This window comes from Streptomyces bathyalis (assembly GCF_015910445.1).
Taxonomy (GTDB): Bacteria; Actinomycetota; Actinomycetes; order Streptomycetales; family Streptomycetaceae; genus Streptomyces; species Streptomyces bathyalis.
Genome location: NZ_CP048882.1, coordinates 6,499,183 through 6,517,425 on the forward strand (window position 1 = coordinate 6,499,183; position 18,243 = coordinate 6,517,425).

Sequence of the window (18,243 nt, forward strand, 5' to 3'; positions counted from 1 at the left end):
TGCGCGAGTGTGACCGGGGTCTTGCACTCATCGCCGCTGACGTGCAAGGTATCGCTCAAAGAATCGAGGATCCTCCGGCGATTCTCCGGGTGCTCGGCCATCGAGGACCGTGCCCTGCAGAGCACGACGCCGCCGGCGCACCGGTGGACGGGGCCTTCACAGGCCGCAGAAGGGGCGGGACGAGCAGTGAGTACGACGGGGAGCGCGCAGCCGGCGCCGACTTCGGCGGCCCTGGACCCGCTGTCGGCCCTGCGCGATGACGGCGGCCCGGAGCAGGACGTGTTCCTGACCGGCACCGTCTTCCTCGACATCATCTTCACCGGGCTCGACCACGCTCCCGTGCGCGGCACCGAGTCGTGGGCGCGCGGCATGGGTTCGTCACCCGGCGGCGTCGCCAACATGGCCACCGCCCTGCGCCGCCTCGGTCTGCGCACCTCTCTCGCCGCCGCGTTCGGGGACGACGTGTACGGCGACTACTGCTGGGAGTCGCTCGCCGACAGCGAAGGCATCGACCTCGGGCCGTCCCATCGCGCCAAGGGCTGGCACTCGCCCGTCACCGTCTCCATGGCCTACGAGGGCGAGCGGACGATGGTCTCCCACGGGCACGAGGCCCCCGCCCCGTGCGTGCGGTCGGCCGGACGCCCGCGCTCCCGCGCCTGCTTCACCGACCTGGCCCCCGGCCGGCTGGAGAGCTGGGTGCGCGAGGCCCACGACGAAGGCAGCAAGATCTTCGCCGACGTCGGCTGGGACGACACCGGCGCCTGGGACCCGGACACGCTGGCCGACCTCTCCTACTGCCACGCCTTCCTGCCCAACGCCGCCGAGGCGCAGCACTACACGCGCACCGGAAGTCCCGAGGAAGCGGTGCGGGCGCTGGCCGAACTCGTACCGATCGCCGTCGTCACCAAGGGTTCCGGCGGGGCCGTCGCCGTCGACTCGCTGACCGGCGAGAGCGCCGATCTTCCCGCACTGCCCGTCGAGGCGCTGGACCCGACCGGGGCGGGTGACGTCTTCGTCGCCGGCTTCATCACCGGCACGCTCGCCGGCTGGCCGCTCACCGACCGGCTCGCCTTCGCCAACCTCACCGCGGCACTGTCCGTACAGCACTTCGGCGGTTCGCTGTCCGCGCCGGGCTGGCCCGAGGTCGCCGCCTGGTGGCAGTACGCGACCCGCTGCGGCGGACAGAGCGAGGACGTGATGCGGCGGTACGCCTTCCTGTCCGACCTGCTGCCCGGGGCCAACCGGGGCTCGGCGCTGCGCCGTGCCACGCCCACCATCGGATTCCGTGCGACCTGAGCGGTGCCGAGGTACGGAGGCGGCCCGCCCCGCCCGTGCCACGGCAACCGCGGCAGGGGCGCCGAGAGGAGACTCCCATGCGCGCTGAGCGACCGACAGGTGCGGGCCCGGTGCGCCGCGTGCCGCCCCGCCCGCAACCGCCCCGTCAACACCCGTTCCGGCACAGTCCCTTCAGCGGCGCGGGACGGATCCGGCGGCGTCGTACGGCAGCGCTCGTGCTGGCCGTGGGCGGAGCGCTGCTTGCCGCGGCCTGCGTTCCGGGAACCGACGGCTCCGGCGCGGTGGGGGCGGGAGTGCCCGGCTCGGCCGCCACCTCCAAGCCCGACCCCGCAAAGGCGGGCAAGGCCACGCTGACCGTCTGGGACCAGGAGGTACGCGGCGGCCAGAACGACGAACTGGAGCGGCTCAACGCCGAGTTCGAGAAGAAGTACCCGCACATCCGGATCAAGCGAACCGCCCGCAGCTTCTCCGACCTCAAGACGACGCTGAAGCTGGCCATTTCGGGGAACAAGCCCCCTGACGTCATCCAGGCCAACCAGGGCTACTCCGACATGGTGGCCTTCGTGAAGGCCGGGCTGCTCACCCCGCTCGACAACTATGCGGGCATCTACGCCTGGAACACCCGCTACCCCTCGACGCTGCTCAACCTCAACCGCGTCTCGGTCGACGGCCGCGACTTCGGCACCGGGCGCCTCTACGGCATCTCCCAGACCGGCGAGTACATCGGCGTCTACTACAACAAGGACGTCCTGGAGAAGGCGGACGTGAAGCCCCCGAAGACCTGGGGCGAGCTGACGGACGCACTGCCCCGGATCAAGGACAAGGGTGAACTGCCCGTCCAGTTTGGCAACTTGGACAAGTACCCGGCGATCCACACCTTCGGCGTGCTGCAGAACCAGGCCGGCGGTGCGCAGGAGACGCGCGAGAGCGTCTTCGGCCGCGGCAAGGGGTTCGACAACGGGCCGACGAAGGAAGCCGCCCGCACGCTCGCCGACTGGAAGAAGAACGGCTACGTGCCCAAGGGCGCCAACGGCACCGGATACGACGACGCCGCGAAGAAGTTCGCCGGCGGCGAGGGCGCCTTCCTCATCACCGGCACCTGGCAGCTGCCGGATCTGAAGAAGACCATGGGCGACAGCCTGGGGTTCATGCCGCCACCGCCCGCGAAGAAGGACGCGGCACCCGTCACCACCGGTGGTCAGGGCCTGGCGTGGTCCGTGACGTCGAAGTCCCGCCACCCCGAAGTCGCTGCCGCCTACCTGGACTTCATCACCAGCCGACACGCGGCTGACGTGATGACCGAGGAGGGCGTGCTGCCCGCCCTGCCCGGCAAGGCCGCCCGCGACATCCCCGAGGGCAGCGTCGACGCGCAGATGGTGGAGGGCTGGGAGCGGCTCAACGCGGACGACGGGCTCGTGCCCTACCTCGACTACACCACGCCCGACTTCTACGACTCGCTCTCCGCGGACCTGCAGGGCGTCATCGACGGATCGGTCTCCCCGGACGAGCTGTCGTCGAAGATGCAGCGCTCCTACACGGACTTCCAGGACAAGAAGCGAGCCGAAGGGAAGGCGAAGCAGTGAGCTCCGCCCCCGCGGCGCCGGCCGCCGAACCCCGGGACGAGGCCCCCCGGCCTCCGGCAGCGGACAACGGCCCGCGCGGCCGGCTGCTGCGTCACGCCGCGGGCCGCTACCGCCGCCGGGCTCCCGGGCAGCCACGGGCGGTCGGCTACCTCTACGTGCTACCGGCCCTCGCCCTGTACGGCGTCTTCCTGCTCTTCCCGCTCGGGCAGACCGTGTGGCTCTCGCTGCTGCACTGGGACGGACTGACCGTCGCCACCTGGGCCGGGACGGACAACTACCAGGCCCTGCTGACGGATCCGTCGCTGCGCGGCCCCTTCCTGCACGCCCTCGCCCTGCTGTTCTTCTACGCCGCCCTGCCCGTCGCGCTGGGTCTGCTGTTGGCCTCCGCGCTCTCCCGCTTCCGGGTGCGCGGGATGACGTTCTTCCGCACGGTGTTCTTCCTGCCGCAGGTCCTTGCGATGGTCGTCGTCGGCGTCACCTGGCGCTCCATCCTCGGCCCGGACGGGCTGCTCAACGACTCGCTCCGCGCGGTCGGTCTCGGCTCCCTCGCCCGCTCATGGCTCGGCGACTACACGTGGGCGCTGCCGGCGGTCGGCACGATCGGCACCTGGGTGGAGACGGGGCTGTGCGTCGTGCTCTTCCTGGCCGGCATCCAGCGGATCCCGCGGGAGCTGTACGAGGCCGCACGCATGGACGGAGCGGGCCCCCTGCGGGAGTTCTTCGCCGTCACCCTCCCCGCGCTGCGCGCCGAGACCGCAGTCGCGCTGACCCTGACCATCGTCGCCGGGCTGCGCAACTTCGACTTGATCTACATCACCACGGGCGGCGGCCCGGGCAACGCCACCTCCGTGCCCGCGTACGAGGTCTACCACCGCGCGTTCGAGACGAACGAGGTCGGATCCGCGGCCGCGATGGGCGTCGGACTGACCGTGCTGATCTTCGTGCTGACGGTCTCCGTCGCACGGCTCGTAGAAGGACGGAACCGATGACCGGCCGCCTGGAACGCAGCGCCACTTACGGCATCCTCGCCCTGTTCGCCGTCATCAGCCTCACGCCCGTGATCGGCATCCTCTCCACGGCGTTCGGTCGTCCCTCCTCGCAGGCGGCGGGCTTCTCGCTGCCGGACGGACTCAACTGGGCCAATTTCGCCGAGGCATGGACCCGCGGGCACTTCGGCTCGTATCTGACGAACTCCGTGCTGGTCGCGGCCGTCGTCGTCACGGCCACCGCCGTGCTGGCCGTGCTCGCCGCCTATGCCTTCGGCGTGATGCACTTCCCCGGCTCGAGCGTGCTCTTCTACCTCTTCGTCATCGGGCTGACGCTGCCCCAGGAAGCACTCGTCGTACCCCTGTACTTCGATCTCCGGTACTGGCAACTCACCGACACCTACTGGGCGTTGATCCTGCCCCAGACCGCACAGTCACTCGCGTTCGGCGTCTTCTGGATGCGCACGTACTTCCGCAACAGCCCGCGGTCGGTGATCGAGGCCGCCCGGATCGACGGGGCGTCCAGCTGGACCACGCTGTGGCGCGTACTCGTCCCGATGGGGCGTCCGGCCCTGTCCACGATGGTCGTCATCGTCTTCATGTGGACGTGGAACGAGTTCCTGATGGCACTGGTCATGGTCAGCGACGAGGCGCACCGCACCGTCCCGCTCGGGCTGGCCTTCTTCCAGGGGCAGCACAGTTCCGACACGGCGCTGCTCGCTGCCGCCTCGGTGCTCATCGCCCTGCCGGTCGTCGTGGTGTACGTGGCGCTGCAGCGGCGCTTCATCGAGGGCATGCTCACCGGCGCCGTGAAGGAGTGACCGACGGGCCGCGTCGCCTGACGCGACCCGTCGGCCACGGGTTTTCCGTCAGGCGTTCGTCGGCACCTCGGAGGTGCTCTTCGCGCCCGCGGGACCGCGCAAAGCCTGTTCGATCTCCTCCAGCGTGCGCCCGCGAGTTTCCGGGACCCGGCGCAGCACGAAGATCCAGCAGGCCGCGTTCATCAACGCGTAGACGAGGAACGTCACGGTACGGCCGAAGGTGTCGACGGCGGTGAGCGCGGTCATCGCGATGACGAGGTCGAAACCCCACACCGCCGTGGTGGCCAGGCTCATGGCCGGGCCGCGTACGGCCAGCGGCAGTACTTCGGGGCCGATGAGCCAGACGACGGCCTGCATGCTCGCGCCGTTGAGGAAGATGTACGCGAAGAGCGACAGGATGACGGTCCACTTCTGCGCCTGTGATCCCGACGTGCCCAGGAACGCCAGGGCGAGCACCGCCATGGCGAGTCCCGAACCGGGCAGCAGCCACAGCAGCAGCCGACGCCGTCCCGTCCGGTCGACGAGGAGGGTGCCCGCGATTCCCGCGAGCACGAGCATCACGCCGATCCCGACGCCGGTCAGCAGGGCTGTGGAGTCACCGAACCCGGCGTCGGTGAGCAGCTTCGGCGCGTAGTAGACCATCGCGTTGATGCCCGTCAGCTGCGAGAACGCGGCTATCCCCAGCGCGACCATCAGCGCCGGGCGCACCCAGCTTCCGCGCAGGGCCCGCCAGCCCGTACCGCGTTCCTTGGTGCGCACCGCCTTGATGTCGGCGATCTCCTCGTCGATGTCCGAACCGGGTCGGCGCAGCTTCATGAGAACGGCGCGGGCCTCCTCCGTCCGCCGCTGCCCGACCAGCCAGCGCGGGCTCTCGGGGAGCGGCATCATGCCGACGGCGAGCACCACGGCGGGGATGGCGGCCAGGGCGAACATCCAGCGCCAGCCACCCGGCCCGGCCAGGGCGTATCCCACGAGGTAGGAGATCAGCTGGCCGATGGCCACCATGAGCTGGAAGAGCACCATGAGCCGGCCCCGGACGGCCGCGGGAGCCGTCTCGGCGATGTAGACCGGGACGGTGTTCGACGCGGCCCCGACCGCGAGTCCGAGAACGAAGCGGGCGCCGATGAGAGCGGCCGTCCCCGGAGCCACGGCAGCCGCGACGGCGCCCACGGCGAAGAAGACGGCGACACCGGTCACCACAGGTTTGCGGCCGTAGCGAGCCACGAGCGTGCCCGAGACGGGCGCGCCGACCATGGCGCCGACGAGGATGGCGCTGACCACGATCTCCTGTGCACGGGAGGAGAGTTCGAGGTCGCGCCCCAGGTCCACCAGGGCGCTGGCGATGATGCCGGTGTCGTAGCCGAAGAGCAGACCCCCGAGAGCGGAGATCGCGGCGACGGCGTGGAGCAGCGGTGGTTGCCGTACGGGTGCAGGGGAATCGGCCGTGTCCGGCGGAGCAGGGGTGGTCACGGTGAGGGCCTTTCTGTGTTTCTTCACTTCGCCATGGCGTGTCAGCCGCCGTCGGCGTCTTCTTGCACGACAGCGGCCATGCCACCGGTGGGGGAGTCGGGCTCCGCGTCGCCCATGACCAGGCCCTCGATGGTGTGCTTCTGCACGATCGGGGTGAGCGAGTCGACGACGGGGCAGTGCATGTGAGCGCGCAGGCGCTCCGGCAGCGTTTCCCAGTAGTCGCCCGTGACGGCCATGTCGTGATGGCCGTCGTTGCCCGCTCCGGGGGCGTCCACGCCGAGTACGAGCACCGGCCGCGACAGCTCGGACCGGTTGGCGGTGCCGCGGTGGATGGTGAGTGCGGAGCGTACGGAGACGTCGCCGCGCTGCGGGTACTTGCGGACGCCGAGCTCCTGGTAGCGGGCGTAGTCCTCACGTGGCGGGAACATGCCGTGCTCGAAGCCGCTGTCCTCGTCCCACTGCGTGCCGGGCGCGATCTCGAAGGGGCCCATCTCGTCGGTGGTGTCGACGGCCGTGAGATTGAAGGCGAGTGAGTTCAGATGGCGCCGGGCCCGCGTGGTCTCGGGCATGGGGAAGTCGCGGTGCCAGGGCTGGTGAACGGCGCCCGCGAAGGGGATGTCGAACCCGAGCTCGACGATCGAGTACTGCGGGCCGAGAACCGCCTCGCAGACCGCCCGTACCCATGGATGCTCGACGAGGTCGACGAAGCCCCGCATCTGCTGGGGATGAATCTCGACGTAATAGCGGTTCGGGCCGCGTCCCACGGCGCCACCGGGACGCTGCCGAGCCTCCTCGAAGGCGCTCTCGATGTCCTCGCGCATGCGGTCGGCCCACTCGGGCGTGAAGGCGCCGCGGCATGCGCTGATGCCGTCGGTGTACAGGTCGCGCACCACGTTGCCGATGGCCGACAGGCTGACCGGCGCAGCATCGCCGACCGGCGCGGTGCTCATCGTGGACACAAGCTGGCTCCTTCTCTGACGGTTGGCGTGACGGGTCACTTTGCAACGTTGCATGCAGCGTGGCAATACACTGAGAGAAGATTTTTCAGCCGGGAAGTCCGGCGTGGGAGGATCGAGTCGCCGGAACGAGTGAACGGCGGGGTGGACCGGGCCGGAAGGGACGGGCGCAGGTGGCGGCGAAGCTGAAGGATGTGGCAGCCCGGGCCGGCGTTTCCGTCCGTACGGTCTCCAACGTGGTGAACAACGCTCCCGCGGTGGCTCCCGCCACGCGCGAGCGGGTGCTGCGCGCCATCGACGAGCTGCAGTACCGCCCCAACCTGGCGGCGCGCAATCTCCGCCAGGGCCGCACCGGGCTGATCGGGCTCGCCGTCCCCGAAGTCAGCTCCCCGTACTTCGGAGAGATCGCGGAGTTGCTCATCGACGCCGCTCAGGACCGCGGCTGGACGGTGCTCATCGACCGCACCGACGGCACAGCCGAACGGGAGCGCCGCCTGCTGGAGGGTTCCGAACGGCACACCGTGGACGGGATGATCATGAGTCCCTGGTCGCTCACTCCGGGGGAGCTGGGCCGCCACAGCGCCACAATGCCGCTGGTCGTGCTCGGCGAGCAGGAGACCGGTGGGACGGCGGACCACGTGGCCATCGACAATGTCGCCGCCGCGCGTGAGGCCACGGCGCACCTCGCCTCACTCGGCCGCCGCCGCATCGCCGCGATCGGCCTGCAGCCTCAACTCTCAAACGGCACGGCGGAACAGCGCGCACAGGGCTACCGCGAGGCTCTCGCCTTCGCGGAGTTGCCCTTCGGGGAGTCCTTGACGCGGGAGGTCGCCACGCTGCACCGCGAGGAGGGCCTTCGTGCGATGCGTGAGCTGCTGGACTCGCCGCAGGCGCCGGATGCGGCCTTCTGCTTCAGCGACGAACTCGCCCTCGGCGCGCTCCGAGCCGCTCATGAGGCGGGCCTGCGGGTGCCGGAGGACCTTGCGCTGGTCGGGTTCGACGACATCGAGGACGGAAGGTACTCGGTTCCCTCGCTGGCCACTGTCTCCCCGGACAAGGAGCAGATCGCCGAGCGGGCCCTGCAGTGCCTCGCGGACCGTGTGTACGGGCGCCTCGGTCATCTGCCCGCGCGTCAGGTCACAGTCCCTCACCGGCTGGTCGTGCGTGAGACCGCAGCCGCATGAATTGAGCCACCATCTCCCCGCTCTCACAAGGCAGTTGACGTCCCAGATGTGATCGACACGTAAACCCCGACGCATAGGTCTTCACAGTCGGGGCACCCAACACACCCTCCGCAGGTTCGAGCGGTGAGACCTGGAACACAGGACTGCAACCCGGCCTCAGGGAAAGGGGTGAGAGCATGGCGACATCGGGTGACAAAGACAGCAAAGAGAGCAAAACGCAGCAGGCGAGCCGACGGCAGCCAAGTCGGCAGCAGGCGAACGCAGATCAGAAGCAGGAACGGGGCGGCAGCGCCGACCGGAGCGAGCGGCAGAGCAGCAACGCCGAGCAGAAGCAGGGGCGTTACGGCAGCAGCCCGAACGGACGGGTTCCGATAGCGGAGGCCATGCGTCTCGCGGCCGGGCAGCTCGCCGAACTCCTTCAGTGCGAACCCGCTTCCGTCTCTTCGGTCAAGGCCACGGACGGAGGCTGGAGGGCCGACGTCGAGGTGGTCGAGGTGGAACGCATCCCCGAGACCACCAGCGTGATGGGTTCCTACCGCGTCGAGCTGGACGGCCAGGGAAATCTGCTCGGTTACGAGCGCACCCGCCGCTACGCGCGCGGTCAGATCGATCAGCGGAAGTGATCCCGGCGCGATCCTTGGCAACTGATTGCGGACCGGCGGTCCCCGCCTGCAATGCCATCCCGAAAGGATGATTGAACGTGACGGTAGTTGCGCAGACGACTCAATCCCAGCCGAACACCGGTTCCGGCGGGGGAAATCTCTACGACATCCTCGAACTGATCCTGGACCGCGGTCTCGTCATCGACGCGTTCGTACGGGTCTCTCTCGTCGGCATCGAGATACTCAAGATCGATGTCCGTGTCGTCGTCGCCAGCGTGGACACCTACCTGCGCTTCGCCGAGGCCTGCAACAGGCTGGACCTCGAGGCCGGGCGCAAGGCCCCCACCCAGCTCACCGAGATCGTGGGCGACGCCACGGAGAGCGGCGCGAAGGGCAAGTCCAAGGGTGCGCTGACCGGTGCAGTCGAGGCATTCAGCGAGTCCTTCCAGAGGGGACGCGACGGCGACGAGGAAGAGCGTGAGCGGGAGCCGAGGAAGGCCAGCGCCTCGTCCGGCAGCCGTCGCACCACCCGTCGCAAGGAGGACTGAGGCCGGTGTCGACCTACATCTACGCGATCACGTCCGCCGACCATCCGCAGAACCTGCAGGGGCTCAGCGGCGTCGGGTCTCCGGCAGGATCGCTGCGTACGGTCAAGTCGAATGCCCTGAGCGCCGTGGTCAGCGACGCTCCCGGAGACCTGCGTGCCAAGCGCCGTGATCTCGCCGCGCACCAGGCCGTCCTGGAGCAGCTGATGGCGGACGGTGCGACGCTGCCGATGCGCTTCGGTCTCGTCGGTCCCGACGACGGGGCCGTGGAGACCGTGCTGGAGGAGAACCAGGACAGTTACGCGGAGCGGCTCTCGGAGCTCGACGGCTGCGTGGAGTACAACCTCAAGGCGGCCCGCGAGGAGGACGACCTGCTGCGCGAGATCGTCGCCGGATCCGAGGAGATCCAGCGTCTGCGCGAGGTCACCAAGGACCACCCGGAGGCCCAGGGCGAGAAGATGCGGCTCGGCGAGCTGGTCTCGGGCGAGGTTCAGGCCCGTCACGAGGCCGAGGGCACGGACCTGTTGGAGCGGTTGTCCGGCGGCGCCCAGCGCCACGCGGTCGCCGAGCCCACGGAGGCGCACTTCCTCAACGCCTCGTTCCTGGTGCGGCGGGAGGACGCGGCTGCCTTCGCACAGGCCGTTCACGAGGAGGCCGAGCGCAGGGGCGACGCCTACTCCCTCAACCTCCACGGCCCACTGCCCCCGTACAGCTTCGTCTGACACGTGACCGGAGGGCCTGAGCATGGGCCTCATCACACAACTGCTGACCCTGCCGCTCGCCCCGGTGCGCGGAGCGCTGTGGGTCATGGACCAGGTCGTTCTCACCGCTGAGCGGCAGTACTACGACCCGGAACCCGTGCGCCGGCAGCTCGCCGAGCTGGAGCAGGAACTGCTCGACGGCCGCATCACGGAGGAGGAGTTCGACCGGGTCGAGGACGAGCTCCTGGACGAGCTGGAGTGGCGTAAGGCCTGGCAGCGACAACATCAGGAGCGCTCATGACTGCTCCGAGACCCCCGTCGGGATCGACGGGGAGACGGAAGGTGACCGGAAGATGATGAACAACAGCAAGATAGGACTGGCGCTCGTGGGGGGTTACCTCCTTGGGCGCACCAGGAAGGCCAAAATGGCCATCGGCCTGGGCATGTTCCTGGCCGGCAAGAAGCTCAACATCAACCCGCAGCAGCTGGTCAAGATGGTGGCGGACTCGCCCGTCGTCGGTCAGCTGAGCGACCAGGTCCGCAAGGATCTGGTCGACAACACCAAGTCCGCACTGACCTCGGCGGTCACCCAGCGGGCCGGCAGCATCGCCGACACCCTCCACGAGCGCACGCTCGACATGAACGATCCTTCGCGGCGCGCGAAGCGGTCCGAGGGTGCCGAGGGCTCCGAGGACGGCGAGGAGCGCGCCGAGGAAAGCCGCGACGAGCGCGATGAGCGTGATGAACGCGACGAGCGTGAGGAGCGCGAGGAGCGGCCCAGGGCACGCAAGACCGCTGCCGCGAGCGGCAGGACCGCGAAGACCGCAAGGACCGCCAGGTCCACCGGGAGCTCCGCTTCCGCCAGCGGCAAGCCGGCGCCCGCCCGCCGCAGCAGCGGCTCGGGAGGCGGTGCCCGCAAGACGGCCTCCTCCGGCACGCGCAAGGCCACCGGCGGCACGCGCAAGACCGCCGCGAAGACCGCGTCGGGTGGCGCGCGAAAGGTGACCAGCCGAGGAGGCGGCAATGGCTGACTCTGCTCTGAGCAAGTTCAAGGACGATCTGGCGAACGACCCGGCCACCGACCGCCTCAAGCAGGAGCTGCAGTCCTATCTGCAGGCCCGCGCCGTCAAGGCCGTGTCGGGACTGGGCAGCAAGCTGGGCGAGGGCGTCGGCAAGCTGGCCGACCCCGGCGCGGGTCCGAGCGCCCTCATGGGCAGCCTCGCCAAGGGCGGCCAGGCGCTGAGCGAGGGCAAGTCCCCCGCGCAGGCCGCCATGACGGCGGGCACCTCGCACATGAAGGAAATGGTCAAGGACAAGGTCAAGGGTTTGTTCGGCAAGGGCAAGGGCAAGAGCGGCGGCGGCAAGTCCAAGAGCGTGACGATCGTCGAGGACATCGACGTGGGCGTGCCGGTTCGCGAGGCGTACGACCAGTGGACGCAGTTCCAGGAGTTCAGCAGCTTCGCCAAGGGTGTCGTCAGCGTCGAGAAGTCCGACGACACCAGCAGCAACTGGAAGGTGAAGGTCGCCAAGTCCACGCGGAGCCTCAAGGCCAACGTCACGGAGCAGATCCCTGACGAGCGCATCAGCTGGACGACCGACGGGGCCAAGGGCACTGTCAAGGGTGTCGTGACCTTCCACAAGATCACCGACAACCTGACGCGTGTGCTGCTGGTCCTGGAGTACTTCCCCGGCGGCTTCTTCGAGAAGACCGGCAACATCTGGCGGGCACAGGGCCGCCGGGCACGGCTGGACCTGAAGCTGTACCGCAAGTTCATCATGATGCGGGGCGAGGCCACCGACGGCTGGCGTGGTGAGATCCGGGACGGAGAGGTCGTCGTCGAGCACGAGGACGCCGTCGAGGAGGAAGAGCGCGCCGAGGCCGAGTCGGAGAACTCGGAGGACCCCGAGGCCGAGGCGGAGGCCGACGACGAGGACCGTCCCTCCGGCGAGGTGGACGAGGACGAAGAGGCCGAGGGCGAGTACGACGAGGACGAGGAGCCCGAAGCCGAGTACGAGGGAGAAGAGGAAGACGCGGAGGTGGACCCCGAGGGCGAGTACGAGGAGGAGCTCGAACCCGAGGAGGAATACGAGGAGGAAGAGGCGGAAGACGCCGAGGAAGACGAGCGTGGCCGCCGAACCGTCTCCGCCGGCCGCTGACTGCCCGAAGCAACACTCCGACTGAGCAGGCAAGGCTGATTCCACGTGTCCGATTCACTGGCCGGCCGTATGGGACCGACCCCCAGCAGGGCGGTCCCGTACGGCCAGCAAGGTTCCTCCTCCGCCAACCTGGCGGACATCCTCGAGCGGGTGCTCGACAAGGGCGTCGTCATCGCCGGCGACATCCAGATCAACCTGCTCGACATCGAGCTGCTGACGATCAAGCTGCGGCTGCTCGTGGTCTCCGTCGACAAGGCGAAGGAGATGGGGATCGACTGGTGGGAGAACGATCCGTCGCTCTCCTCACGTGCCGCCGTGCGGTCGCAGCAGTCCGACGCCGCTCTCAACGGCGGCGAGAACCACAATGCCCTGGCCGAGGAGAATGACCGGCTGCGCCGGGAGATCGAACGGCTGCGCTCGTCCGCGGAACTCCCGGCCGGTGAGGGGACCGGCGAGAGCGGCTCCGCCGGCAAGGGGAGCGCCCGGAAGGGGACCGCCGCACGGCAGAGCGGCGGCGACGGCACGCGCAAGCGCGGAAGGTGACCGGACTGATGCCGATCCCGGAAGGAGAGCCCGGAGTGCCGCAGCACGAGCAGGACGGTGAACGGGCCCGGGTCCGTTACGTCTTCGCGGTCGGCCGGAGCGGCGAACAGCTCGTGGCCGCGGCCGACGGGCTGGCCGGTCCGTCCGGTTCGCCGGTGCGCACCGTGGACGCCGGGGAGCTGAGCGCGCTCGTCTCGGATGTCCCGGCGGGCCTGTACGACGAGGCCGGGCTGAAGGCCCAACTGGAGGACATGGAGCGGCTGGAGGCGATGGCCCGCTCCCACCACGCGGTGGTCGCCACGGCGTACGAGCACACCACGGTGCTGCCCATGCGCCTGGCGACGGTGTACCTCGACGACGGACGGGTCGCGGAGATGCTGACCGAGCGGGAAGGCGAGTTCGTCGCCCTGCTCTCCCGGCTGGAGGGCCATGTCGAGTGGGGCGTGAAGGTCTACGCCGACCCCCGCGAGGCAGCGTCCGGCGCCGCCGCTTCGTCCGACTCCGGTACGGCGGCGCAGGCGTCCGGCAGCCCCGGGCGCGCATACCTCCAGCGGCGCAGGCAGCAGCGCAGCACGCACCGCGACACCTACCGGGCCGCCGGGGCGGTGGGCGAACGCGTGACGGCGCTCGCGGACGGCATCGCCACGGCCAAGGTCGCGCACCGGCCGCAGCAGGGCGAACTGGCCTCCGGGCCGGGAGAGAACATCGCCAACGACGCCTATCTGGTTCCGGCGGCGCGCAGCGACGACTTCAGGGCCGCGATCGGCGGTCTCGCAGAGGACGTCCCGGGTGTCCGTGTCGTGCTGACGGGGCCGTGGGCGCCGTACTCGTTCGCGACGCCGCCCTCAACGGCCTCGGCACAGCGGCCTCAGCACGCGGGAACCGCCGACGATGGAACCTGAACTGCCCGGCAGCGGCTTCGCCGACGCTGTCGCAGCGGGCACCCGCTCGGCCTCGGACGGCTTCGGCGAGGGCATGGCCGAGGAGAACGGACTGGCCGGCCGCCAGGTCGCCCTCATCGACCTGCTGGACCGGCTGCTGTCGGGCGGCGCCGTGCTGACCGGTGACCTCGTGCTGTCCATCGCGGACGTCGACCTGGTGCGCATCAACCTGCGCGCCGTCATCCACTCGGTCACCCCCGACGACCCGGCGCCGTGGTGAGCGCGGACGCGCCGGGCGCCGGTGGGGGACGGCACGGACCGGCGGACCGGACCGACAGGACGGACGGACAGCCAGGCATGACGAGCGAGCCCGGGCCCGCGAGCGGGCCCCAGCACGAACCCCGGCCCAAGCCGGAGCCCGAGGCCGAACGCGGGCCCGCGCGGCCGGAGTCGGGCAAGCCACCGGCGGGGCTGCCGGACGGCGTCGCACTGGACGACGTGGCGCGCTCGGCGGCCCGCGCGTTCGAGTTGCTGCCCGCCGGACCGGACGAACACAGCCCCCGCGGCGACGGCAGACTGGCCCAGCGGCTGCGCACGGACCCGGACTCGGTCGAGCGCGACCTGATGAAACTCGTGCTGACGATCGTGGAGTTGCTGCGTCAGCTCATGGAACGCACCGCCCTGAACAGGGTCGACCAGGGTGACCTGAGCGAGGACCAGGAGGAGCGGATCGGCATGACGCTGATGATCCTCCATGAGCGCATGACCGAGTTGTGCGAGCGCTACGGGCTGACGATGGAGGACCTCAACCTCGATCTGGGGCCGCTCGGTTCGCTCCTGCCGCGCCAGGACGGATAGTCGCCGCGCTTCCGCTGCACCCGTGAACTGCTGTGCGCGCTCGGTCGCGTCGGCAGAGCGGCGTTCGCCCGGCAAGGACGCGCACAGTATCCACACCGAATGTTTCAAGCCGCCACACACGGCAACTCGATGGCCATGACTGAGAACGGCAAGACCTCAAGCAACGCAGGAAGGGCCGCAGCCAGCACCAAGAAGCCCGCTGCCGCAGGGGAGAAGGCGGACCGTGGCATCACCAAGGCCGCGGAGAAGACAAGTTCGGCCACCCACTCGGTGGGGAACGCCGTCGAGGGCGGTGGCCGCAGCTTCGGCGATGCCACCAGGCGTGCGGGCCATGTCGCGAGCAGGAGTGCCGAGGCCGGGCGCCAGAAGCTGGTCTCCGCATCCAGCACCGCCGCGACAGCGGCGTCCGCGACGTGGACCGTGGTGAAGAACCGCAAGGCCGTCGCGGCCGGTGTCGGCACCGGGGCGATCACGGCTGTCGCCGCGTCCTTCGCGGCCGGCCGCTACTCGGCCAAGCGCAGGACGGGCCCGTTCACGAGGCTCACCGGCGGACGGCTGTAGAACTCGCCGTGCGGCTGAGCGTCAGCTCACCCGGCAGGCGCCTGGCAGGGCAGGCGGGCGCCTGCCGGGTGCACCAGATCCACCGTCAGCACGGCCGGGCCTGACCGGGCGCTCTCAGGTGGCGGTCAGGTATCCCGCCAAGTCCCGTGCGGGCTGGGGGATTTCACCGAAGTCCTCGTCGTCGTCCAGCACGGGAAGCCGGTGGATGACGGCCTCCAGCGCGCTCGGCAGGCGGGGATGTCCGCCCTCGTGGCACACGCTCAGCAGCCCGTGCCGCACCCCGTCCGGCAGGAGGGGGCGCGCGGACCGCCGCTGCGGTGCCCCCGGCCCCGGCGCGTCGGCCGTGCGTGCGCGCTGCGCCAGGCGGGCCGACTGGGCGCGCCAGTACCCGGCGTCGCGGAACTCCCCGTGCTTCCGGTGGTGGAGGCACAGACAGAAGGCGGCGGTCCTGGAACCGCCGCCGGCGGCGAACTGCCACCAGAACTGGGCCGCTTCGCGGTAGCGCGCCAGATGCAGCAGACACGCGAACACCAGCGCACCCTCCGGTGCGATGGACTCCTGGTCGTCGACCAGACGCGTCAGACTTGCCGCCGCCTCCGGGGCGTTGATGACGAGGCTGACCGCCAAGTCCAGGTCGTGGGCGGCCTGTTCGCACTCGGTCGGGTAATGACGCGCAGGTACCGCCGCCGGGTCCGCGGGGGGCGCGGCGGCCTCCGCGGCAGTGCCAAAAGCCGCGGGAGCCGGTGAATCTCCGGCTCCCGTTCCCGCGATGCCCGCGAGCACCCGCTCGCGCACCGCGGCCACATCGCCCTCGTCGTAGTCGTCGGCGAGCACCTCCGCGCCGCTCAACAGCGCGTCGATGGTGCGGTGTTCGTACCTCCCCCGCATCAGCCTTCCCCCGTGCCGGGCCCCGGTGCCGTGCGCAGCTCCCGGGCGAGCCTCCGTTTCGCATAGCGTATGTGGGAGCGCACCGTGGCTGTCTCGAAACCGAGATAGCCGGCCACTTCTTCCTCCGAGCAGCCCAGGACGTACCGCAGCACGACCACGTCGTACTGCCGCTCAGGGAGTCGCCCGATCGCCGCGTACAGCCCGATCTCGCCTTCCAGCACCGCGAATTCGTCGCGCAGTTCGTGCAGGAGCGCCTTGCGCACCGCCGTGTGGAAGGCCGCGGTCTCGGCGAGCTGCGGCCGCAGCCCGCGCTCACCGAGCCAGTGCGCGACGTGCTCCTTGAGCACCGTCCAGGCATACTCGGTGAGCGACTGCTGCCGCAGTGCGTGTTCCCAGTGGGCGAGCAGATGACGGCAGGCGTCTTCCACGATGCGCTCCGCTGCCTCTCGGCTGCCGGCCTGCGTATGCGCGTAGCGCAGCCAGAGGCGGTGGTGGGAGGCGTCGAACGCGTCGAAGGAGAGCATCAGCCGCCGGCGGTCGCCGTCGTGGCGTGCCTCGTCCGTCGCTGCGGTCGCTGCCGTCGCCCGGGCGGCGGGACCGCGGGGCCTGTCGGCCTCGGCCGTCATGGAGTGGCCCTCTCATGGGGAGAACGTCAATCGGAAAGCGTCTGTCAGAAGGCGCGAACAGCTGGAAACGCGCGTGTCCGCGAAAGTCCGGCCAAAATACTACACAGAGTGAAAGCGCTGCTACCGCGCCGGTTCGCGGGTGCTGCTTTCACGCCACTTTCGTGCCACTGGGCGACCGGTCCCGGCCGCCGACTCCCATGTGCCTTGGGCAAGTTCACCGGAGTGGCGCACGATAGCGGCCACAACTGCCGTATGTGATGCGGAAATCGAGAAAGGCGGAAAGCTGTGGCCGTTGACGGAGGCGCGGTGGACCTGGAGCTGGACCGGGCGCACTCGGCGAGGATGTACGACTACTTCCTCGGCGGCACGACGAACTTCCCCGCCGACCGCGAGAACGCCGGCAAGGCCATGGCCGCCTTCCCCGGGGTGCTCGTCGCCGCCCGTGCCAACCGGCAGTTCATGCACCGCTCGGTGCGGCACCTGACTCAGATGGGAATGCGCCAGTTCCTGGACGTCGGCACCGGCATACCCACATCGCCCAACCTGCACGAGATCGCCCAGGGGGTCGCCCCTGACGCACGCGTCGTCTACACCGACAACGACCCCATCGTCCTCACCCACGCGCAGGCCCTGCTGCGCAGCAGCTCCGAGGGCCGAACCGCCTACGCCCAGTGCGACGCCCGCGACCCCGAGGCCGTGCTGAAGTCCACGGAGGTGCTCGAGACCCTCGACCTGAGCCGCCCCGTCGCCCTGAGCCTCATCGCGCTGCTCCACTTCGTTCCGGGGGAGCGCACCGCCCACGAGATCGTCGAGTACTTCCGCGAGGCCCTGCCTTCGGGCAGCACTCTCACGATCAGCCACGTCACCCCCGACTTCGATCCGGAGCCCATCACACGCGCCCTCGGGGCCTATGCGGCGGCGGGAACTCCCGTACAGGCCCGCACGCGTCAGGAGGTCACCCGGTTCTTCGACGGCTGGGAGCTGCTCGACCCGGGCCTCACCGTCACCCACCGCTGGCGTCCCGATGCCGAGCACGACCTGTCCCAGGTCACCGACGCGGAAGCGACGTGCTACGCCGCGGTGGCCCGCAAGCCCTGAGCGCTCCGGACGTGGGACGGCCCTGCCGCACCCGTTGCGGATTCAACCTCACCTGTGGCGGTGACCACCGGTCCCGTTTCGCGCACACTTGTTAGCAATCGTGGCGGACGGGTACCGGGGCACTGGTCCGAACGTGAGACAGGAGGCGCCATGCCTGCAGGGTCGAACGCCAAGCGTGAGCGGCAGTACGAGCACATCAAGGAGGGCGCTGAGAAGCGCGGAGCCTCCAAGGGCCGGGCCAAGGAGATCGCCTCCCGGACGGTCAACAAGGAGCGGGCCCGCACGGGCGAGGCGAAGCGCGCCAGCCGGACCTCCACGAAGGGCAGCTCCGCCTCCGCGCGCGGAGGTGCGCGCTCGGGCAGGGGCATGGGCCCCAAGGCCGGTCCCACCAGGGACCAGCTCTACAACGAGGCCAGGCAGCGCGGGATCGAGGGCCGCTCCTCGATGAACAAGCGCCAGCTCCAGAAGGCGCTGGGACGCTGATCGG

Annotated in this window: 22 protein-coding genes; 18 read left to right on the forward strand and 4 right to left on the reverse strand. The window is 70.0% G+C overall.

Annotated features, from left to right (window positions below; all coding sequences use genetic code 11):
• Window positions 1-186 precede the first annotated feature (186 nt).
• From G4Z16_RS28185 to G4Z16_RS28200, 4 genes are all read left to right on the forward strand, one after another.
• Window positions 187-1,296: a carbohydrate kinase family protein gene (locus G4Z16_RS28185; RefSeq protein ID WP_197353414.1), complete on the forward strand. Its 1,110-nt coding sequence runs from the start codon at window positions 187-189 to the stop codon at window positions 1,294-1,296.
• 77 nt (window positions 1,297-1,373) lie between these two features.
• On the forward strand, window positions 1,374-2,879 hold the full coding sequence (locus G4Z16_RS28190) for an extracellular solute-binding protein (RefSeq protein ID WP_197353415.1): 1,506 nt from the start codon (window positions 1,374-1,376) through the stop codon (window positions 2,877-2,879).
• A gap of 86 nt (window positions 2,880-2,965) precedes the next feature.
• On the forward strand, window positions 2,966-3,868 hold the full coding sequence (locus G4Z16_RS28195; RefSeq protein WP_197354977.1) for a carbohydrate ABC transporter permease: 903 nt from the start codon (window positions 2,966-2,968) through the stop codon (window positions 3,866-3,868).
• Complete coding sequence (locus tag G4Z16_RS28200) at window positions 3,865-4,686, forward strand: carbohydrate ABC transporter permease (RefSeq protein ID WP_197353416.1); 822 nt, start codon at window positions 3,865-3,867, stop codon at window positions 4,684-4,686. The genes G4Z16_RS28195 and G4Z16_RS28200 overlap by 4 nt, the downstream gene beginning before the upstream one ends.
• A gap of 48 nt (window positions 4,687-4,734) precedes the next feature.
• On the opposite strand, the gene G4Z16_RS28205 is transcribed toward G4Z16_RS28200, so the two are convergent.
• Window positions 4,735-6,183 carry a sugar porter family MFS transporter gene (locus G4Z16_RS28205; RefSeq protein WP_197353417.1) on the reverse strand — a complete coding sequence of 483 codons (1,449 nt, stop codon included), beginning with the start codon at window positions 6,181-6,183 and terminating at the stop codon, window positions 4,735-4,737.
• A 14-nt stretch (window positions 6,184-6,197) separates the two neighbouring features.
• Window positions 6,198-7,106 (reverse strand): phytanoyl-CoA dioxygenase family protein, encoded by a 909-nt coding sequence (locus G4Z16_RS28210; protein ID WP_197354978.1) that lies wholly within the window; start codon window positions 7,104-7,106, stop codon window positions 6,198-6,200.
• A 179-nt stretch (window positions 7,107-7,285) separates the two neighbouring features.
• Here G4Z16_RS28210 and G4Z16_RS28215 point away from each other — a divergent pair, with 179 nt between their 5' ends.
• From G4Z16_RS28215 to G4Z16_RS28270, 12 genes are all read left to right on the forward strand, one after another.
• Window positions 7,286-8,296 carry a LacI family DNA-binding transcriptional regulator gene (locus G4Z16_RS28215; RefSeq protein ID WP_197353418.1) on the forward strand — a complete coding sequence of 337 codons (1,011 nt, stop codon included), beginning with the start codon at window positions 7,286-7,288 and terminating at the stop codon, window positions 8,294-8,296.
• 176 nt (window positions 8,297-8,472) lie between these two features.
• Window positions 8,473-8,919 carry a gas vesicle protein GvpO gene (locus G4Z16_RS33135; RefSeq protein ID WP_197353419.1) on the forward strand — a complete coding sequence of 149 codons (447 nt, stop codon included), beginning with the start codon at window positions 8,473-8,475 and terminating at the stop codon, window positions 8,917-8,919.
• Window positions 8,920-8,996: 77 nt separating this feature from the next.
• A complete protein-coding gene (locus tag G4Z16_RS28225; protein ID WP_197353420.1) occupies window positions 8,997-9,446 on the forward strand; it encodes a gas vesicle structural protein GvpA in 450 nt (149 codons plus the stop codon).
• 5 nt (window positions 9,447-9,451) lie between these two features.
• Window positions 9,452-10,165, forward strand: a complete 714-nt coding sequence (locus tag G4Z16_RS28230; protein ID WP_197353421.1) for a GvpL/GvpF family gas vesicle protein — start codon at window positions 9,452-9,454, stop codon at window positions 10,163-10,165.
• 22 nt (window positions 10,166-10,187) lie between these two features.
• Window positions 10,188-10,445, forward strand: a complete 258-nt coding sequence (locus tag G4Z16_RS28235; protein ID WP_197353422.1) for a gas vesicle protein GvpG — start codon at window positions 10,188-10,190, stop codon at window positions 10,443-10,445.
• Between the two features lie 52 nt (window positions 10,446-10,497).
• The gene (locus G4Z16_RS28240; protein WP_207794554.1) at window positions 10,498-11,175 is read left to right on the forward strand and encodes a hypothetical protein; all 678 of its coding nucleotides are present in this window, start codon (window positions 10,498-10,500) and stop codon (window positions 11,173-11,175) included.
• The gene (locus tag G4Z16_RS28245) at window positions 11,168-12,301 is read left to right on the forward strand and encodes an SRPBCC family protein (protein WP_197353424.1); all 1,134 of its coding nucleotides are present in this window, start codon (window positions 11,168-11,170) and stop codon (window positions 12,299-12,301) included. The genes G4Z16_RS28240 and G4Z16_RS28245 overlap by 8 nt, the downstream gene beginning before the upstream one ends.
• 69 nt (window positions 12,302-12,370) lie before the next feature.
• Window positions 12,371-12,844, forward strand: a complete 474-nt coding sequence (locus G4Z16_RS28250; protein WP_197353425.1) for a gas vesicle protein — start codon at window positions 12,371-12,373, stop codon at window positions 12,842-12,844.
• A gap of 8 nt (window positions 12,845-12,852) precedes the next feature.
• Window positions 12,853-13,746 carry a GvpL/GvpF family gas vesicle protein gene (locus tag G4Z16_RS28255; protein WP_197353426.1) on the forward strand — a complete coding sequence of 298 codons (894 nt, stop codon included), beginning with the start codon at window positions 12,853-12,855 and terminating at the stop codon, window positions 13,744-13,746.
• On the forward strand, window positions 13,736-14,005 hold the full coding sequence (locus G4Z16_RS28260) for a gas vesicle protein (RefSeq protein ID WP_425508129.1): 270 nt from the start codon (window positions 13,736-13,738) through the stop codon (window positions 14,003-14,005). Before G4Z16_RS28255 ends, G4Z16_RS28260 begins: the two co-directional genes overlap by 11 nt.
• A 77-nt stretch (window positions 14,006-14,082) precedes the next feature.
• Window positions 14,083-14,583, forward strand: coding sequence for a gas vesicle protein K (locus G4Z16_RS28265; protein ID WP_197353427.1), 501 nt, complete (start codon window positions 14,083-14,085; stop codon window positions 14,581-14,583).
• Between the two features lie 129 nt (window positions 14,584-14,712).
• Entirely contained in the window at window positions 14,713-15,144 is a 432-nt protein-coding gene (locus G4Z16_RS28270; protein WP_197353428.1) for a hypothetical protein, read from the forward strand.
• A gap of 114 nt (window positions 15,145-15,258) precedes the next feature.
• Here G4Z16_RS28270 and G4Z16_RS28275 read toward each other — a convergent pair whose 3' ends face one another.
• Window positions 15,259-16,032, reverse strand: coding sequence for a hypothetical protein (locus G4Z16_RS28275; protein ID WP_197353429.1), 774 nt, complete (start codon window positions 16,030-16,032; stop codon window positions 15,259-15,261).
• Window positions 16,032-16,658, reverse strand: coding sequence for a sigma-70 family RNA polymerase sigma factor (locus G4Z16_RS28280; protein ID WP_197353430.1), 627 nt, complete (start codon window positions 16,656-16,658; stop codon window positions 16,032-16,034). The genes G4Z16_RS28275 and G4Z16_RS28280 overlap by 1 nt, the downstream gene beginning before the upstream one ends.
• A gap of 342 nt (window positions 16,659-17,000) precedes the next feature.
• On the opposite strand from G4Z16_RS28280, the gene G4Z16_RS28285 reads away from it, so the two are divergent.
• The gene (locus tag G4Z16_RS28285) at window positions 17,001-17,756 is read left to right on the forward strand and encodes an SAM-dependent methyltransferase (RefSeq protein WP_197354979.1); all 756 of its coding nucleotides are present in this window, start codon (window positions 17,001-17,003) and stop codon (window positions 17,754-17,756) included.
• 150 nt (window positions 17,757-17,906) lie between these two features.
• Window positions 17,907-18,239 (forward strand): plasmid stabilization protein, encoded by a 333-nt coding sequence (locus tag G4Z16_RS28290; RefSeq protein ID WP_197353431.1) that lies wholly within the window; start codon window positions 17,907-17,909, stop codon window positions 18,237-18,239.
• Window positions 18,240-18,243 lie beyond the last annotated feature (4 nt).

Excerpts from the sequence above, each read along its gene's own strand:
- G4Z16_RS28190 (WP_197353415.1), top strand. The coding sequence starts at position 1,374 with ATGCGCGCTGAGCGACCGACAGGTGCGGGCCCGGTGCGCCGCGTGCCG.
- G4Z16_RS28200 (WP_197353416.1), top strand. The coding sequence starts at position 3,865 with ATGACCGGCCGCCTGGAACGCAGCGCCACTTACGGCATCCTCGCCCTG.
- G4Z16_RS28210 (WP_197354978.1), bottom strand. The coding sequence starts at position 7,106 with ATGAGCACCGCGCCGGTCGGCGATGCTGCGCCGGTCAGCCTGTCGGCC.
- G4Z16_RS33135 (WP_197353419.1), top strand. The coding sequence starts at position 8,473 with ATGGCGACATCGGGTGACAAAGACAGCAAAGAGAGCAAAACGCAGCAG.
- G4Z16_RS28235 (WP_197353422.1), top strand. The coding sequence starts at position 10,188 with ATGGGCCTCATCACACAACTGCTGACCCTGCCGCTCGCCCCGGTGCGC.
- G4Z16_RS28240 (WP_207794554.1), top strand. The coding sequence starts at position 10,498 with ATGATGAACAACAGCAAGATAGGACTGGCGCTCGTGGGGGGTTACCTC.
- G4Z16_RS28245 (WP_197353424.1), top strand. The coding sequence starts at position 11,168 with ATGGCTGACTCTGCTCTGAGCAAGTTCAAGGACGATCTGGCGAACGAC.
- G4Z16_RS28250 (WP_197353425.1), top strand. The coding sequence starts at position 12,371 with ATGGGACCGACCCCCAGCAGGGCGGTCCCGTACGGCCAGCAAGGTTCC.
- G4Z16_RS28255 (WP_197353426.1), top strand. The coding sequence starts at position 12,853 with ATGCCGATCCCGGAAGGAGAGCCCGGAGTGCCGCAGCACGAGCAGGAC.
- G4Z16_RS28260 (WP_425508129.1), top strand. The coding sequence starts at position 13,736 with ATGGAACCTGAACTGCCCGGCAGCGGCTTCGCCGACGCTGTCGCAGCG.
- G4Z16_RS28265 (WP_197353427.1), top strand. The coding sequence starts at position 14,083 with ATGACGAGCGAGCCCGGGCCCGCGAGCGGGCCCCAGCACGAACCCCGG.
- G4Z16_RS28270 (WP_197353428.1), top strand. The coding sequence starts at position 14,713 with ATGGCCATGACTGAGAACGGCAAGACCTCAAGCAACGCAGGAAGGGCC.
- G4Z16_RS28275 (WP_197353429.1), bottom strand. The coding sequence starts at position 16,032 with ATGCGGGGGAGGTACGAACACCGCACCATCGACGCGCTGTTGAGCGGC.
- G4Z16_RS28280 (WP_197353430.1), bottom strand. The coding sequence starts at position 16,658 with ATGACGGCCGAGGCCGACAGGCCCCGCGGTCCCGCCGCCCGGGCGACG.
- G4Z16_RS28285 (WP_197354979.1), top strand. The coding sequence starts at position 17,001 with ATGTACGACTACTTCCTCGGCGGCACGACGAACTTCCCCGCCGACCGC.
- G4Z16_RS28290 (WP_197353431.1), top strand. The coding sequence starts at position 17,907 with ATGCCTGCAGGGTCGAACGCCAAGCGTGAGCGGCAGTACGAGCACATC.